This window comes from Streptomyces sp. NPDC058662, assembly GCF_042716255.1.
In the GTDB taxonomy this organism is placed as follows: Bacteria; Actinomycetota; Actinomycetes; order Streptomycetales; family Streptomycetaceae; genus Streptomyces.
Genome location: NZ_JBHXRU010000040.1, coordinates 40,537 through 56,115, shown reverse-complemented (window position 1 = coordinate 56,115; position 15,579 = coordinate 40,537). Strand labels below are relative to the sequence as shown.

Here is a 15,579-nt window from a genome sequence, read left to right as displayed (position 1 = left end):
TAGCTGCTGTCGCGGCCGCGGCGGCCGGGGGGCCGGCCGTGTTGTTGCGGGCCCGCCGGCCCGGTGTCGCGAAAAGGTGCCGGGGCTACTTCGGCATCAGCACCGTATCGATGATGTAGACATTGGCATTGGCGGTCCCGACGTTGCCGCAGACCACGGCGGCGGTGTCGTTGACCTTGTAGGACTGGCCGGAGCCGCTGGTGGTGACCATCCCCTTCTGCAGGGTTGCGAAGGAGCCGTTCTCCAGCTGCTCGGGCGTCAGCCTCTGACCGACGACGTGGTAGGTGAGGATCTTCGTCAGGGTGGCCTTGTCTGCGAGGACCTTGTCCAGGTCGGCCTTCGGGATCTTGGCGAAGGCGTCGTTGGTGGGCGCGAAGACCGTGATGTCCTCGGCGCTGTTCAATGTGTCGACGAGACCGGCCTGCTTGACAGCGGTGACCAGGGTCGACAGGGCCGGGTTGTTCGAGGCGGCGGTGGCCACCGGGTCCTCGGCCATGCCGGCGAAGGAGCCCGCGCCCTCCGCGGGAACCCCGGCGCAGGCGGGGCCGAACGGGCCGTCGGTGCCCGCGGAGCCGCCCGCCCGGGCGGGCGTCCGGGATCCGTTGCCGCTGTCCGCGGAGGAGGCCGGCGCGGCGTCGGCCTGGCTGTCGCCGGAGGAGCACGCGGCCAGGGAGAACGGCAGGACCGCTGCGGCGGCCAGGGCGACGGCGGTACGGCGGAACTTCAAGGTGTTGCTCATGACGGGTCTTCTCCTCGGAAAGGTGTCCGCCCGATGGGCGGGCGCTCGGGGGTCGGGTTGCGGGGATATGCGGTCAGGTGACGGTCGTGAAGACGCCGTGCCAGCCGCTCGCGCCGTCGGGAGTGGTCCGGGTGCGCTGTTCGGTCTGTACGGCTCCGTCGCCGTCGGTGGCGCGGACGCTGATGGTGTGGCCGCCGGGGGTGGCCTGCCAGGGGTAGGACCACTGGCGCCAGGTGTCGACGGTGGCCTGGGGGGCCAGGTCGGCGTCCTGCCAGGGGCCCTCGTCGATACGGACCTCGACTCGGTTGATGCCGCGGCGCTGCGCCCAGGCGACTCCGGCGACGGGGACGGTGCCCGGGCTGAGACGGGCGAAGGGCTTGGGGGTGTCGATACGGCTCTGGGTCTTCACGGGGGCCTTGCGGGCCCAGTTCCGTTTGACCCAGTAGGGGTCGTAGGCGTCGAAGGTGGTCAGCTCGATGTCGGTGATCCACTTGCAGGCGGAGACGTAGCCGTAGAGGCCGGGGACGAGCATGCGGACGGGGAAGCCGTGGTCGAAGGGCAGCGGCCGGCCGTTCATGCCGACCGCGAGGACGGCGTCGCGGCCGTCCATGACGTCCTCGACGGGTGAGCCCAGGGTCATGCCGTCGACCGAGCGGGCCACCAGCTGGTCGGCCTCGCCCCCTTGCGACGGCGGCCGTACGCCCGCCTCCCGCAGCAGGTCGGCCAGCGGGACGCCGAGCCAGCGGGCGGTGCCGATGTAGGGGCCGCCGACCTCGTTGGACACGCAGGTCAGGGTGATGTCGCGTTCGATCAGCGGGCGGGCGAGAAGGTCGCTGAGGCTGTAGGTCCGGGTGCGCGCGCCCTTGCCGTGGATCCTGAGACGCCAGGTGTCCGCATCGACCCTCGGGACGACGAGGGCGGTGTCGACGCGGTAGAAGTCGCCGGTGGGGGTGGTGAACGGGCTGATCCCGGCGACAGCGGGCTGTACGTTCCCGGGCAGTGGCGGGGCGGGTGAGGCGGGTGCGGGCAGCCGGACCGCTTGCCGGGAGGCGGTGGCTCCCCGGCCGCTCCGCCCCGCCAGGTGGCGTCCCAGGGACGCCGCGGCCACGGACGCGACAGCGGTGCCCGCGGCGGCGGCGAGGAAGCTCCGCCGGGCGGGACCCCGGGCGGTCACCTCCCCCGGGGCGGGGGCGGCGACGTCCGCGGCCCTGCCCGCCAGCCAGTACAGGACCAAGGCGCCCACGACTGCTCCGGCCACGGAGGGCAGGACGTCGACGGGGCCGGTGCTGTCGGGCCGGCTCAGCGCCGCGACCCCTCCCACCAGGCCGAACACCAGCACCCCGGCAGTGGCGACGCGCCGGTGGTTCAGGGCCGCCAGGCCCAGCGCGGCGGCGAGGAGGGCGAGGACGGCCAGGATCCCGAGCTGCAGGACGACCTTGTCGTCCTCGCCGAAGGTCCGGATCGCGAAGTCCTTCACCGGCGCCGGGGTCAGATCGATCGCCGCGGCCCCGACGGCGTTGACCGGCCCGGCCTGCGGCCGGATCACCGCGGCGACGAGCTCGGCCACCGCCAGTGCGGTCAGCCCGGACACGAGCCCGGCGGTGATTCCGGCCGTGGGGCGGGAGAGGGGTTCGCGGAGGTTGTTCACACCCTCTCTTCGGCGCCGGCGCCGCGACGGATGGGTGAGTCGCCCGATCAGTTGAAGATCTTTCGTGGGCCGGATCCGATCGGGCACTCTCACCCGAAGGGATTACCAGCGGCGCGAAAGAGGTGACGGCGGCGCCCATCCGCACGCCTGTCGGCTACGAAGAAGCGGCAGGGCCCGCTCCCCGCCCGATAACGCTCCCCGCTCGATAACGCTCACCGCCCGATCACGCTCCCTGCCCGACAACGCTCCCCGCCCGAGTCCCGTTTCCCGCCCCGGACCGGCGCCCGACCCTCCCCACCGAGGACTCGGCCGCCCTTCGACCGCAAAGGACAGCCATGCGATGGACCCCGCGTCCCGGCCCGGCCGCCGCCGGTACCTCACCCCGGCCGGCCCGCCCGGAGGCCGGCCGGTGACCCGGCCCCTGCCCTTCGGGCGCGCGGCCACCCCGGCGGCGGACCTCGCCGCGGTCATGGAGAACGTCGCCCGCGGGGACAAGGAGGCGTTCTCCGCCCTGTACGACGCGCTCGCGCCGCTGGTGTTCGGGATCGTCCTGAAGGTGGTACGCGACCGGGCCCAGTCGGAAGAGGTCACCCAGGAGGTGATGATCGACCTGTGGCGGCAGGCGGCCCGCTACCGGCCCGGCGCGGGGAGCGTCACCGCGTGGGCGGCCACCATCGCGCACCGCCGCGCGGTGGACCGGGTCCGTTCGGCGCAGGCGGCCGCCGACCGCGAGCACAACACCGCCGCCCGCGAGCAGCAGCGGCCGTTCGACGAGGTGGCCGAGCAGGTGGAGACCCGCCTGGAGAGCGAGCAGGTACGCCGCTGCCTGCGCGGGCTGACCGAGCTGCAACGCCAGGCCGTGACCCTGTCCTACTACGGGGGCCTGACCTACCGTGAGGTCGCCGCGTCGCTCAGGACTCCGCTGCCGACGATCAAGACACGTATGCGCGACGGGCTGATCCGGCTGCGCGACTGCATGGGGGTGACCGCATGAACAAGCACCACGACGACCTGCACGCCCTCACCGCCGCATACGCCCTGGGCGCGCTGGAGGAGTCGGAACGCGAGGCGTTCGCGACCCACCTGGACGGGTGCGAGGTGTGCCGGGTGGAAGTCGCCGAGTTCGAGGAGACGGCCGCCCGGATGGCCGGCGCGGCCGCGCAGCCCCCGCCCGCCGCGCTCAGACCGCGGGTTCTCGCGGGTATCGACGCAGTACGCCAGCTTCCGCCGCGGCTGTCTCCCCCCACCGTCGGAGTACGCCGGTGGACCGCGCCGCGGGGCAGGGCCGCGTCCTTCGCGGTCGCCGCGAGCCTCGCCGCCGCCGTCTCCTTCGCCGGTATGGCCGCCTGGCAGCACCAGGGCAGCCAGGACGCCGAGCGCCGCGAGGCGCAGAGCCGGCAGCGCCTGGACCAGGTCAGCGCCGTTCTCGCCGCCCCCGACGCCCGCCCGGTCCACGGCCGGGCCGGCAACGGCGCCCTCACCTCCGTGGTCACCTCCAAGCAGCTGAACAAGGCGGTCTTCACGGCCGCCAACATGCCCGACCCGGGACCGGGCGCGACCTACCAGCTGTGGCTCGACCACGACGGCACGATGCGCCCGGCCGGACTGATGGACCGCGACGGGACCGTCGTCCTCACCGGCGACCCGGCCGGCGCCTCCGGCGTCGGCCTCACCCTGGAACCCGCCGGCGGATCCGACCAGCCCACCACCGACCCCCTGCTGCTGCTCCCCCTGCCCGCCTGACGGCCGCCCGGATCCCCGCGGGGCATCCCAGCGGACGGCGCGAGACGGGGCCGTGGAGCCGTACCGCCCCGTATCCCGCTCCTCAGTCCTGGGCCGGGACGTCCAGGGCGGTCCCGTACAGCCGGGAGACCCGGATCAGGATCACCACGCGCCGGTCGGGGAGCGGCAGCTCGCCGGGGGCCGCCCCGTCGGCCGGGTCCACTATCTCCGCCTCGCCCTCCGCCACGGCGAAGGACCATACGTCCGGACCGCTGACGTGCAGTGAGGTGTGCGGATCGCGGCGCAGCTGCCGGACCTTGAGGCGGTCGGCGGTGGAGGAGACGCGCAGGACGCGCTCCTCGGCGTTCCATTCGTAGAGCACGGTCGACAGGTGCGGGTGCCCGGTGCCCCTGACGCTCGCGAGCACCCCGAACTGCCGCTGCCCCAACAGCCGGGACAGCTCCTCGTCGCTGAGCACCCGGGGCGCCGGGCCGTCGTTCTCGGTGCGGGCGGTGGTCTCGTTCACAGGGTGGTCCCTTTCGGCGGAGGGCACGAAGACAGGCGCGCGGCCTCCTGTCCGCGGATGACAGGGCGACCGTAGCAGATAGTTCTGTAACAGACTATCTTCCGCGGTCCTACTCCCGTCCTGCGTAGCCTGGGGGAATGAGGCTTCTGCTCACCTCCGACACCCATCTGCCCACGAGGGCCAAGAGGCTTCCCGGCGTCCTCCTGGACGAGATCGGCCGCGCGGACGTGGTCATCCATGCCGGGGACTGGATCGACGAGGCGACCCTGGACCTGTTCGAGGCGCGGGCGGCCCTCCTTGTCGCGGTCCACGGCAACAACGACGGACCCGGCCTGCGCGAGCGCCTTCCCGAGACCGCCCGCCGCGAACTCGCGGGGCTCCGCTTCGGTGTCGTCCACGAGACGGGCGCCGCGGCGGGCCGCGAGGCCCGCTGCGCCCAGCGCTTCCCCGACCTGGACGTCCTGGTGTTCGGGCACAGCCACATCCCCTGGGACACCACCGCACCCCAGGGCCTGCGCCTGCTCAACCCGGGGTCCCCGACGGACCGCCGCAGGCAGCCCTTTTGTACGTACATGACCGTCGAGGTGGCCGACGGCGCCATCGAGGACGTCACGCTCCACCGGCTCACCCCGGGTGACGGAGCCGGATGACGGAGCCGGGAACCGCCCTCTAGCCCAGGTGCCGTACGAGCATGCGTGGCGCGGCCCGCACCAGCGCGGCCGAGGCCAGCCCGATCGCGGCTCCGGCCACGACATCGGAGGGGTAGTGGGCGCCGTCGTGGACGCGCTCGACCGCCACCAGCGCGGCCGGTACGGCGAGAGCGGCGCCCGCCCACGGCAGGGTGGGGGCGACGGCGGCGGTGAAGGCCACGGCGGCGGCGGTGTGCCCGGACGGGAAGGAGGAACTGTCCGGACGCTCCTCCACCTCCTCGTGCGGGAACCACTCCTTGGGCGGCCGCCGGCGCTCGATGAGCTGCTTGGCGACCCCGTTGGCGAGAACCTGCGCCACCAGCATGCCCGCGATACCCGACGCCGCGGCCCTGGAGCCCCTCCAGCCGCCCCCGGCCGTCATGACGGCGGCCGCCGCCCACCACAGCTTGGTGTGTTCGGCGGCGTCCTGTACCGGCGGCAGCAGGCCGCGCGCCCAGACCGAATCCCATGACGCCATGCGCTTGGTCAGCCGGGTCTCGCTCGCACGCAGGGAGGCCAAAAATCTCATGCTGGGCAGCTTCCCCGACAGCGGACGTTCAGACACGCTTTCGGCGAGCCGGGCGCTCAAGGTGTACCGGCCGCCGCCTCCCGCGGGGTACCGGCCGCCGCCTCGCGCGGGGCGTCGGTCACCGCCTCGTCCGGCGGGCCGGTCACCGCCTCCTCGCCGTCGGCCACCCGGCGCAGCAGCGCCAGGTCCTCCGTGGCGCGATCCCCCCGGATCCGGTCGTTCGGGGCGGGGACCGGCGGCCGCGCGTCCCTCGCCCGGCGCTTGCGCAGCTCCACCACCCCGTCGGCGAGCTGCGCGGCGGGGGGCCGCCGCTCTTCGGTCTCGGACATGCCCCCGATCATCGACCGGCGCGCCGCGCGGGGACGCGCGCCCGGGACCCGCTCCCCCGGACGAGGGGGGATATTCCCCCGGAAGGGTGATGATCACCCGACGATGCGATCGTCACCCCGCCCGCGGCCGCGCCCGCGCCCTGCCCTCGGTCACGGATCAGCGCCCAACCGCCCCGCCCCCCGCAACCCTGGCCCCAGTCGCTCCTGACCCGGTCGCCGGAGTGAGGAACGCGGCGACCGCGGCCGCGAGCGCGTGCGGGTCGCCGGTCGCGCGGGTGGGGTGCCGGGTGGTCCGCCGCGCCCACTCCTCCTCGAACGCGTGCCAGTCGATCGCCCGGGGCGTCGTCCCCCGGACCAGTGCCTCGTCCAGTGAGGCGAAGTAGAGCGCCCACCTCTCGGCGTACAACTCCTTGATCAGGCCGTTCCATTCGCGGTTCGCGTAGTCGTGCAGGAAGCCGCCCTCACTCGTGCTGCGGCGGCCCCAGACACTGAGGATCGACCGCGCGTCGTACTCGTACCGGTCCCGCTCGGCCTCGTCGGAGCCCCAGGAGCGGGCCGCCTTCGTCCAGTTCCCGAACAGGAAGTTCGGGTCCGCGCCGGTGACCGCGTCCAAGCGCCGCTCGCCCTCGCGCCACGCGGCGGTGAGCTGCCGGAAGCGCGCCAGGTCCTTCGCCTCGTACGCCGCCCTGATCTGCGGCAGCAGCGTCCGCGAATGGTTGGCGAGCGCCTGCCGGGCGGTGTCGACGAGGTCGAACCGGTACGCGCTGGAGGCGCGCAGCGCCGGATCCACCCGCAGCAGGTGGTCCAGCGCCCTGCGGACCGCGTCGGCCGGGTAGCGCATGGACTTGGGGCTCCAGTACGCCGCGCCCACCGCGGTCAGGCTGGGACGGGCGGTGAACAGGCTGTCCTGCGACTCCGACCACAGCCCCGAGGAGGTGCTGTACGGCCCCTTGCGCAGCTCCTCCCACGCCGCGGCGGCGGCCGGGTCGGGTCGCCCGTAGCGGCGGGCCGCGAAATCGGCGAACCACGCGCGCTGGTCGACCGGACCGGGCTCCCACGCCAGGTCGGTGAAGAGGTCGAAGGCGGCCGGGTTGGTCCCGGTGGCCTCCGGCAGGTACGCGATCCCGGTGAGCGCGCTGTTGCTCTTGGCGCGCCAGGGGCCGAAGCGCTCGATCCACACCGAGGTGTTCGCCCCGATCGTGGTGTGCCCGCCGAAGTTGTAGATGGTCCCCATCGCGTACGGGGCGCCGCCCCACCGGGCCTCGCGGTCGAGGCGGTTGTACCGGTCGGACAGGCCGTCCAGGATCAGCAGCTTGGAGGTGTCCACCCCCGCCAGCAGCTCGGCGGTCGGATCGTCCTGCCAGCCCAGCACCGCCCAGAGCGCCCCCGGATGGGCGGCGTGCAGGGCCTTCTGGACGGCGCCCGCCGCCGTGCGGACGTCGACGCCGCCGGTCTGCCCGCCCTCGTGCAGCGGGCTCATCCGGTACATCGTGCTGTCCCCGAACACCGCGCGCTGCTCGGCGTAGTACGCGGCGGCCAGCCTCGCGAACACCGGCGAGGCGGGGTCCAGCCAGTCCGGCCGGTCGAAGCCCGCCCAGTCGCCCTGCGGCACGGTGGCGGACCCGGGGTTGCGCGCGGCGAACTCCGGCGGCACCGTGCCGAAGTACCCGGGCAGCACCGGGGTCATGCCGAGCGCCCGCAGCTGGTCGGCGATCCGCCCGCCCAGGTCGGCGCGCTCGCGCATCAGCCGTTCCGAGACGGGGCCGCCGAAGGAGCTGAGGTTCTGTAGCAGCCACCAGCTCTGGTGGCCGGGGCCGGGGATCCACGCGCGCAGCTCCGCGGCCGAGTAGCCGAAGTCCTGGAGCGCCCGGTAGTACGGGTACTCGGCCCCGACCTGGACGAACACCTCGTTGATCCCGTGCAGGGCGAGGAGGTCGATCTGCCGCTGGTGTTCCTCGAAGGAGCGGTACGGGCCCGAGTACCCGTCGTCGGTGTCGTTGAGCGCGTACCGGTGCGGAACGAGCGCCCCCCGGGTCACGGGGGCGGGGACGGCCGGCAGGGTCGCGGGGAGCATGCCGATGCTCTCGCCGGGCCAGCCGATGTCGGCGCCGGCCACGTGCTGCAGGTACCAGCCGACGCCGGTGAGCAGGGTGGCTCCGGTACTGCCGCGCACGGTGATGGCACCCGCTGTCCCCGACACCGTGAAGGTGTCGCGTGCGGCGCCGGTGTCGGGCACGAGCGTGAACTGCCCGGCGTGGCGCGGCAGGAGCCGCTCCAGAGAGGCGCGCGCGGGCGCGGTGTCGAAGGTGCGGGGCCGAGGCGCGGCGCCGGGCCGTGCCGGGGGCGCGGAGCCGGGGCCGCGGGCGTGCGCCGCCCCGGCGAGCGCACCCCGGAGCGCATCGGCCCGTACGTCGGCCCGTACGTCGGCCCGCGCCTCGGCCCGTACGGGCGCCGGGCCGCGCGGGGTGGTCGCGGCGGGGGCCGCCCCCGCCGCGCAGACCAGGGTCAGCAGCGCGGCGGGCAGCACCGCGAGGGCCACCGGGCGCGGAAAGGGGCGGGCGGTCGGGTGGGGAACCGGTCGGGGGGCCGGGGTGGCGGCCGGTCCGGGGGGCCGGCCGGAAGACCGGCTCCCCGGGCTCGGTGTCGCCTGCGGCTGTGTGTGCGTCATCCGTTCGCCGCCGTCAGACCGGCAGGGCCCAGGCCTGGTCGACCCGGTGGTCGCCGCACGCCGTCAGCCGCAGCGGCCCGGCCGGCGCGTCGGGTGTCGCGGCGGGGGCCGGGGCCGTCAGGCACAGTCCGCTGGCCCGCTCGACGAGCGCGCCGTCACGCCGGTGCTCCCAGGACTGGCCGGGCTGCTGCGCCGGCCGGGGCGCGCAGTCGGCCAGCTCCACCACACCGTCCACGCCCGCTGACAGGCACTCGCCGGCCAGCCGCAGCCGCTCGTCGGCGCCCAGGGTCCACCGCTGGTCGGGGGCTCCGGTGCAGGACGCGAGCACGACCGCGCCGACGCCCGTGGTGTTGGCCCCGTCGGCGCACTTGGCGCCGTTGCCGACGATCTGGCCCGTGGGGACGGCCTCCCCGCAGTCGCCCCCCGGGGTGAGCCGCCAGACGCCGGTGTCGTGTGCGCCGACCTTCCCGGTCAGGGTCCCGGAGAGCGCACGCCGCTTCCCGGTCCACAGGTCCTTCGCGTCGACGGGGCAGGAGGACAGGCCGATCTCGTCGAGCGGTACGGCGATGTCGCGGTCGGCGGCCGAGCGGTTGAGCACGGCCACCGCCCGGTCGCCGTCGGCCAGGGGCCGGACCAGGATCTCGAAGGTGGAGTTCGAGGAGACCACCGCTCCCTGACGGCCCATCGGGTCCTGGTCGAGCTCGATCAGGTCGGTGTTGCCGAGGGCGGCGATACCGTCCGGGGTCAGCTTCGAGACCTCGGAGGACAGGATGAACGGGGCCGCCATCATGGCCCAGAGGGCGACCTGGCTGCGGCCCTCGGCCGCTGTCAGGCCGGGCGCGCCCGCGATCAGGAAGTCGGGGTCGTTCCAGTTCCCGGGGCCCGCGTACCGGCCGAGCCAGCGGTTGTAGCCGTAGTTGCCCAGCACCGAGCTCCAGCGGGAGGTGGCGGGAGCGGCCGGGTTGTAGACCTTGATGTCGCGGCCCTCGCGCCACAGCTGGCCCGTCTCGCCGACCCACCCCAGTACCTTGTGCCAGTCGGAGCCGCCCCACTCGCCCTGCTGGAAGTAGGCGGGCGCGGAGGCCGACAGCACCATGTCGCGGCCGCTCTCCCGCAGCCCCTTGGCGACGGCGTTGTAGGCGTCGCGGTAGGCCTGCTCCTTCGTCTTGCCCTCCGGCACCCAGAGGTTGCAGCCGTCCATCTTGACGTAGTCGACCTTCCAGGACGCGAACTGCCGTGCGTCCTGGGCGTAGTGGTCGGGGCCGCCGCCCTGGGGCGAGCCGCTGCCGGGGTACTTCTCGCAGGTCAGGGAGCCCGCGTCCTGGTAGATGCCGAACTTGAGGCCCTTGGCGTGGAGGTATTCGCCGAGCCAGGCCATGCCGTGCGGGAACTTCTCCGTGTCGACGACCAGGGCGCCGTCCGCGTCGCGGCTCCGGGTCATCCAGCAGTCGTCGATGGTCACCGTGTCGTAGCCCTTGGCGGCGAGCCCGGTGGACACGAGCGCGTCGGCGTTGGCGACGACCTTGGCCTCGTCGATGTCGCACATGTAGTGCGCCCAGTTGTTCCACCCCATGGGCGGGGTGAGCGCGAGCGGGGTGTCCGAGGTCGCCTGGGGCTCGGCCGCCGCGGGGGCGGGGGAGAGCGTGAGGGCGAACAGGGCGGCCGCGGTCAGACAGGGGATCGAGGCGCGCAGGCGAGGCGGCACGGAGTCTCCTTGACGTGGGGGCAGTCGTGCGCCCAGTGGAGCCATGTGGCTACCCACTGTCAACGCAAGTCGCTGATTACACGTCAATGACCAGCAGTATGGCCGCAGTAGCCGCATCGCGGAGCCGGTGGCGAGGGCACGGCGGACACGTCTGGATACGACGTATGTTACGGTGTATCTCATGCCGAGGAGATCATTCGCACTGGACCGAGCCACCCCGCCGGTGATCGCCGCGGCCGCCCTGCGCATCATCGACGAGGACGGGCCGGGCGCGCTCAGCTTCCGCGCCCTCGCCGAACGGCTCGACGTCTCCCACGCCACGGTGCAGCGCCGCTGCGTCGACCTCGCCGGACTGCTCGACCTCTGCACGGAGCACCTGGCGGCCCAACTCCCCGACATCGCTCCCGGCACGGACTGGGCGCAGGCCACCGAGCAGCGCTTCCGGGCCCTGTACCGGCTGCTCACGGCGCACCCCGGCCTGCTGGTCCTGCGCGGCGGGCGGCCGTGGCTCGGCCGCCAGCTGCTGGCCCGCCTCGTCGAGCCCGCGCTCGCGGACAGCGTGGCCGCCGGGATGACCCCCGCCGAGGCGATGACCGCGTACCGCCGCATGTACCTGCTCACCCTGGGCAGCGCCGCCTTCGTGGACCACCGGGACCCCGTCGGCGCCACCGCCGCCTCGCGGGCGGCCCTGGCCGCGCTCGACCCCGAAAAGTTCCCCGTCCTGTCCGGCGGACTGGCCGACGTCCTGCCCGCGCTGACGGACCACGAGGTGTACTACGGCGCCCTGCGCCAGCTGATCGAGGCCGCCCGGCCCGCCGCCTGAAAGGCAGTCCGACCCATGGAACAGCAGCTCGACTACGCCGCCGTGTGCGCCGCCGCCGACCGGATCGCCGCAATCGTGCGGCCCGCGGCAGTCGTGCCGGCGGCCGAGGGCGTCTGGTACGCCCTGGAGTACCTCCAGCACACCGGCTCCTTCAAGGCCCGGGGAGCCTGCAACTTCCTCGCCGCCCACCACGGGGCCGGCACCCTGCCGGACGCCGGGGTCACCATCGCCTCCGGCGGCAACGCGGGACTCGCCTGCGCCTGGGCGGCGCGCGCCCAGAAGGTGCCGGCGACGGTGTTCCTGCCCGCCAACGCCCCGCGGGTGAAGGTGGAGCGGCTGCGGGGCTACGGCGCCGATGTCCGGCTGGTCGGCGACCGCTACGCCGACGCGTTGGCCGCCTGCGAGGAGCACGCCGCCCGGACGGGCGCCCTCAGCAGCCACGCCTACGACCACCCGCTCATCGCCGCGGGCGCCGGCACACTGCTCGACGAGGTGCGTGCCGCGCTGCCCGGCCTGGACACCGTGGTCGTCGCGGTCGGCGGCGGCGGGCTCTTCGCCGGGATCGCCACCGCCGCGCGCGAGCACGGCGTACGCGTACTCGCGGCGGAGCCGGAGAACTGCCGGGCCCTGAACGCCGCCCTGGCCGCCGGGCACCCGGTGGATGTCCCCGTGGACTCCGTGGCCGCCGACTCGCTGGGGGCCACCCGGGTCTCCGCGGACGCGCTGGCCGCCGCCCGGAAGGGTGACGTACGGTCCGTACTCGTCCCCGACACGGCGATCACGGCCGCCCGCCGGGCCCTGTGGGAGGAGCACCGGATCGTCGTCGAGCCGGGCGCGGCCACCGCTCTGGCGGCACTGCGCGCCGAGCCGGCGCCGCCGGGGGACCGGGTCGCGGTCGTCCTGTGCGGGGCCAACACCGACCCGGGCGACCTCGTCGCCCCGGGGGTGTGAGGGCGCGGACCCCCGGGTGAGGAGCCGTCAGGCGTCGGCGCCCTCGCGCACGAGGGCCGCGTTCTCCCTCGAACGACGATCGTCGCGACGGCCGACGACTTTCGAGGACGGCGGCGGACCACCCCCCTCTGCGAGGGTCGACATGCCCGGGCGAGCGACGCCCGGACGCGGTACGACTACGGAGGAACGGGCGTGGCACAGCGCAAGGGTTGTCTGATCGGGTGCGGAGTGGCGCTGGTGGTGGGCGTGGCGCTGCTCGCGGCCCTGTTCGTCGGCTTCGGGAAGATCATGGACGTGGCGGACAGGACGCTGGTCGACCCCGCGGTCTACGAAGCGGTCCGGGTCGGCGACGAGGAAGGGGCGGTACGGGACCGCCTCCCGTCGGGCGAGACCTTCATGAAGGAAGGGCTCAAGGAGGGCGGCCCCGCTCAGCCCAACGGCAGCCAATGCTCCTGGTACATATCCAACGGGGAGAGCAAGGGCGGAAATGAGACAGTTTTCCGCTTCTGCTTCACGGACGGCAAGCTTGCGGAGAAGGCCGAATACCCCCTGAAGTAGGCCGTTCCGCCTCCTCGCGCAAGCACCGAACCAGTGGACGCCGCCGCCCCCAACGCTGCCCCGGCGGCGCCCGCTCCGGCCCGGCGACCTCAGCGCCGGACGGCCGAGGAGGCCCTGCCGAAGCGGTGCCGGGCCCCCCTCACGCCGGCCGCCACCCCTGCTCCGCCACCGCCTCCAACTTCTGCTGGACCCGGCATCCGCCGCTGTTTCCTAGCGCGGCCCGCCGGCTCTACGGGACCGCGGGCGTCACCATCCAGTGGCCGCCGGTGCTCCAGCCCAGGAGCCGGCGGGCGCGGCCGGCGTCGGCTGTGCCGTCCGGGCCGAACGCGCCGCCCGCCGCCACCAGGCGCAGGCCCGCGAGGGCGGGAGCGAGCCGGGTCCGGACGTGCGCCGGCCGGCCGGCGGCCGCCGCCTCGATCAGGGCCAGCGCCCGCGCCCGCTCGGACGGTTCGCACAGCGACAGGTGGAACAGCATCTGCCGCCAGGCGTACGCCGCGTCCTTGACGGTCGCCAGCGGGTGCGGGTGCCCCTCCACGCGGGCGACCGAGCGGCACACGGCGGCGAAGCAGTCAGCCGCCAGGGCCGCCCAGCCGGGCCCGGGCGGCGCGATCCCCACCCGCGCCACGAGCGTGGCGAGGTTGTGCGTGGTGAGGATCTGTGCCTGCTCGATCACCTTGCCGTTCGCCGCCACCGACCGGCCCGGGGGGCCGCCGGCGCGCTCGGCGCACAACCGCGCGAAGCGCGGTACGGACGGCGCCGACGCCGATGCCGGACCCGATGCCGATGCCGATACCAACGACGACCCCGGCCCCGTGAACAGGTTGCGACGCCCCCCGCGGCCCGTTTCGGCGGCGGCCGCCATGGCCCGTACGGCGGCGTAGTCGATGCCGTAGTACCGCTCGTACAGGCTCCCTTCGAGGAGCTCGGCGGCCACCCGGGCGGCCGCGAGGAACTTCGGGCTGAAAGTCCCGGTGAAGATGTCGGCGGCAAGCTCCTCCACGAACGGGGCGCGCAGTTCGGCCTGCCCGGAGAGGTGCGCCAGCTCCCGTACCAGGGGATTGGGCAGCACGGTGGCGGGAAAGGCCCGAACGGCCAGTTCGCCGAGGCGCCGCAGCGCCTCGTGCGCGGGCTCCCGGCCCGACCCGTCGGCGCGCGCGTGGGCGGAGACGGCGCGGACCCAGGGAAGCTCCTCGACCCGCACCTGGTGCGCGAGCCCGAGCAGCAGCAGGGACCGGCGGCTCCGGAAGGCGCGGTAGGTCGCGGCCGTCAGCGGCCGCAGCGACGCGTCCGCGTACCGCTGGGCGCTGACGGACGCGACCACCTGCGGCACCAACTCCGCCAGTACCTCGGCGGAAGGGACCACCCCGCGCTCCACGAGCGTGTCCAGCGGCGCGCTGAGCGCGGCGGCGACGGTGGCGGCGATGGCGGGCGGGACGGCGGCGCCCTCGGGCAGACCGGTGGCCGCGGCCTCCTCGGCGGTCACGGGGACCACCGGCGAGCGCACGTCGGCCGTGCCCGCGCCCTGGCCCAGCGCGGAGAGCCGGCCCAGCACCAGGGCGGCCAGCTCGTGGTGCGACGGCAGCGCCGCCTGCGCGGCCTGAACCTGCCGCAGCCGGGTGTGCGCGGCGGAACCGGGCAGCCCGCGCTTGGCGACCATGGAGTCCACGGCGACCCGCAGCAGCCCGGCCAGCCGGGGGACGAGAGGCCGGCCGGCGACCTCCTCGGCGAGGGCGCGGCGCAGGATGGCCGCGTTCGACCTCGGGTTCAGGTGCTTGGTGCAGCGGGTGTGCGCGGCGGCGAGCGCCCCGTAACGCGCCAGCAGGGCGGCGCCGTCCGCGTGCCACCGCGCGCCGGGCGCGCCGGCGACGGCCTCCAACCGGTGGGCGAGCAGCGCGTCCTCGAAGGGCCGCCAGACGGTGAGCGCCTCGCGCTGCGCCTCCACGGCCGGGTTCGGCACGCGGCGCGAGAGCGCCGCCGCGCTCTCGCCGACGGTCCTGCGGTGGACGCAGTCCACGCCGGGCGCGGGGCGGTCCGCGGGCCGGGGGGTGAAGCGCAGCCGGTCGGCGAAGGGCTCCAGGACGGCGACGAGTTCGGCCGCGGCGTCGAAGTCCCCGGCGCGCACCAGCCACGCCGCGGTCGCCAGCGCCGCCTCCTCGGGCACCCGTACCTCGTAGCGCCCGCTGTCGAGCAGGGCCCACAGTCGGGCCAGCCCGTCCGCGGTGAGGCTGTGGGCGAAGAGGTCCGCCCGGGTGGCCGGTACGCCGGCGGACCGGGCGGCGTCCTCCTCGTAGGGCAGCAGCGGCCCGCCGGCCGAGGCCGCGCCCGTGGCGAAGCCGCCGGTGACGACGTCCGGGGTGACCCAGGCGGGCAGTCCGGCGACGGGCGTGCGGGATCCGACGGTCAGGCTTCCCGCGGCGATGCCCGACAGCACGGCTCGCCAGCGCCCCGCGCGGGACTCCGCCCGCTCGCGCGTGGCGGCGTCGCCGTGGGTCCGCGCGGTCAGGGTGGCCCGGGCCAGCCGGGCGGCCGCGTACGAGGGCGATGCGGTGGGGGGCTGCTTGTCAGCGTATGTGTCCATGGCCGGCGTGGCAGGTTCCGCCCCTGCGCCCTCCGGGTCCCGAGCCCGGTGCTCTGCCTGCTGAGCTACACGCCGTGATGGCGGAGAACCTATGCGGCGCCGCTCGGGCCGCGC

The 15,579-nt window shown here is 74.8% G+C and carries 14 protein-coding genes and 1 tRNA gene; 6 read left to right on the top strand and 9 right to left on the bottom strand.

What is annotated here, in order from left to right; translation table 11 throughout:
• Positions 1-85 precede the first annotated feature (85 nt).
• Positions 86-739: a fasciclin domain-containing protein gene (locus tag ACFWUQ_RS16775; protein ID WP_384538447.1), complete on the bottom strand. Its 654-nt coding sequence runs from the start codon at positions 737-739 to the stop codon at positions 86-88.
• Between the two features lie 73 nt (positions 740-812).
• Positions 813-2,387, bottom strand: coding sequence for a molybdopterin-dependent oxidoreductase (locus ACFWUQ_RS16770; protein WP_384538446.1), 1,575 nt, complete (start codon positions 2,385-2,387; stop codon positions 813-815).
• A gap of 409 nt (positions 2,388-2,796) precedes the next feature.
• Here ACFWUQ_RS16770 and sigK point away from each other — a divergent pair, with 409 nt between their 5' ends.
• Positions 2,797-3,381: an ECF RNA polymerase sigma factor SigK gene (gene sigK / locus ACFWUQ_RS16765; RefSeq protein WP_384538450.1), complete on the top strand. Its 585-nt coding sequence runs from the start codon at positions 2,797-2,799 to the stop codon at positions 3,379-3,381.
• Positions 3,378-4,130 (top strand): anti-sigma factor domain-containing protein, encoded by a 753-nt coding sequence (locus ACFWUQ_RS16760; protein ID WP_384538444.1) that lies wholly within the window; start codon positions 3,378-3,380, stop codon positions 4,128-4,130. The genes sigK and ACFWUQ_RS16760 overlap by 4 nt, the downstream gene beginning before the upstream one ends.
• Positions 4,131-4,212: 82 nt before the next feature.
• On the opposite strand, the gene ACFWUQ_RS16755 is transcribed toward ACFWUQ_RS16760, so the two are convergent.
• Complete coding sequence (locus ACFWUQ_RS16755) at positions 4,213-4,635, bottom strand: pyridoxamine 5'-phosphate oxidase family protein (RefSeq protein WP_384538443.1); 423 nt, start codon at positions 4,633-4,635, stop codon at positions 4,213-4,215.
• A gap of 137 nt (positions 4,636-4,772) precedes the next feature.
• Here ACFWUQ_RS16755 and ACFWUQ_RS16750 point away from each other — a divergent pair, with 137 nt between their 5' ends.
• Positions 4,773-5,285: a metallophosphoesterase family protein gene (locus tag ACFWUQ_RS16750; RefSeq protein WP_384538442.1), complete on the top strand. Its 513-nt coding sequence runs from the start codon at positions 4,773-4,775 to the stop codon at positions 5,283-5,285.
• Positions 5,286-5,304: 19 nt separating this feature from the next.
• Here the strand turns inward: ACFWUQ_RS16750 and ACFWUQ_RS16745 are convergent, their stop codons facing one another.
• From ACFWUQ_RS16745 to ACFWUQ_RS16730, 4 genes are all read right to left on the bottom strand, one after another.
• Positions 5,305-5,853 (bottom strand): phosphatase PAP2 family protein, encoded by a 549-nt coding sequence (locus ACFWUQ_RS16745; protein ID WP_384538440.1) that lies wholly within the window; start codon positions 5,851-5,853, stop codon positions 5,305-5,307.
• Between the two features lie 56 nt (positions 5,854-5,909).
• Complete coding sequence (locus ACFWUQ_RS16740; protein WP_384538439.1) at positions 5,910-6,182, bottom strand: hypothetical protein; 273 nt, start codon at positions 6,180-6,182, stop codon at positions 5,910-5,912.
• Between the two features lie 157 nt (positions 6,183-6,339).
• The gene (locus ACFWUQ_RS16735; protein ID WP_384538437.1) at positions 6,340-8,721 is read right to left on the bottom strand and encodes an alpha-N-acetylglucosaminidase; all 2,382 of its coding nucleotides are present in this window, start codon (positions 8,719-8,721) and stop codon (positions 6,340-6,342) included.
• Between the two features lie 142 nt (positions 8,722-8,863).
• Positions 8,864-10,555 (bottom strand): ricin-type beta-trefoil lectin domain protein, encoded by a 1,692-nt coding sequence (locus ACFWUQ_RS16730; RefSeq protein ID WP_384538436.1) that lies wholly within the window; start codon positions 10,553-10,555, stop codon positions 8,864-8,866.
• A 181-nt stretch (positions 10,556-10,736) separates the two neighbouring features.
• Between ACFWUQ_RS16730 and ACFWUQ_RS16725 the strand changes: the two genes are divergently transcribed.
• The 3 genes from ACFWUQ_RS16725 to ACFWUQ_RS16715 all read left to right on the top strand — a co-directional run bounded on the left by ACFWUQ_RS16725 (position 10,737) and on the right by ACFWUQ_RS16715 (position 12,887).
• Complete coding sequence (locus tag ACFWUQ_RS16725) at positions 10,737-11,378, top strand: TetR/AcrR family transcriptional regulator (RefSeq protein ID WP_384538434.1); 642 nt, start codon at positions 10,737-10,739, stop codon at positions 11,376-11,378.
• 15 nt (positions 11,379-11,393) lie between these two features.
• Positions 11,394-12,329 (top strand): serine/threonine dehydratase, encoded by a 936-nt coding sequence (locus ACFWUQ_RS16720; protein WP_384538433.1) that lies wholly within the window; start codon positions 11,394-11,396, stop codon positions 12,327-12,329.
• Positions 12,330-12,521: 192 nt separating this feature from the next.
• Complete coding sequence (locus ACFWUQ_RS16715) at positions 12,522-12,887, top strand: hypothetical protein (protein WP_384538432.1); 366 nt, start codon at positions 12,522-12,524, stop codon at positions 12,885-12,887.
• A gap of 229 nt (positions 12,888-13,116) precedes the next feature.
• Here the strand turns inward: ACFWUQ_RS16715 and ACFWUQ_RS16710 are convergent, their stop codons facing one another.
• Both ACFWUQ_RS16710 and ACFWUQ_RS16705 read right to left on the bottom strand, forming a co-directional pair.
• On the bottom strand, positions 13,117-15,465 hold the full coding sequence (locus ACFWUQ_RS16710; RefSeq protein ID WP_384538431.1) for a hypothetical protein: 2,349 nt from the start codon (positions 15,463-15,465) through the stop codon (positions 13,117-13,119).
• Positions 15,465-15,540: transfer RNA gene (locus tag ACFWUQ_RS16705), tRNA-Pro, on the bottom strand. The genes ACFWUQ_RS16710 and ACFWUQ_RS16705 overlap by 1 nt, the downstream gene beginning before the upstream one ends.
• Between the last annotated feature and the right edge of the window lie 39 nt (positions 15,541-15,579).

Coding starts and splice junctions, on each gene's coding strand:
- ACFWUQ_RS16750 (WP_384538442.1), top strand. CDS start 4,773: ATGAGGCTTCTGCTCACCTCCGACACCCATCTGCCCACGAGGGCCAAG.
- ACFWUQ_RS16725 (WP_384538434.1), top strand. CDS start 10,737: ATGCCGAGGAGATCATTCGCACTGGACCGAGCCACCCCGCCGGTGATC.
- ACFWUQ_RS16710 (WP_384538431.1), bottom strand. CDS start 15,465: ATGGACACATACGCTGACAAGCAGCCCCCCACCGCATCGCCCTCGTAC.
- ACFWUQ_RS16745 (WP_384538440.1), bottom strand. CDS start 5,853: ATGAGATTTTTGGCCTCCCTGCGTGCGAGCGAGACCCGGCTGACCAAG.
- ACFWUQ_RS16740 (WP_384538439.1), bottom strand. CDS start 6,182: ATGTCCGAGACCGAAGAGCGGCGGCCCCCCGCCGCGCAGCTCGCCGAC.
- ACFWUQ_RS16760 (WP_384538444.1), top strand. CDS start 3,378: ATGAACAAGCACCACGACGACCTGCACGCCCTCACCGCCGCATACGCC.
- ACFWUQ_RS16720 (WP_384538433.1), top strand. CDS start 11,394: ATGGAACAGCAGCTCGACTACGCCGCCGTGTGCGCCGCCGCCGACCGG.
- ACFWUQ_RS16775 (WP_384538447.1), bottom strand. CDS start 739: ATGAGCAACACCTTGAAGTTCCGCCGTACCGCCGTCGCCCTGGCCGCC.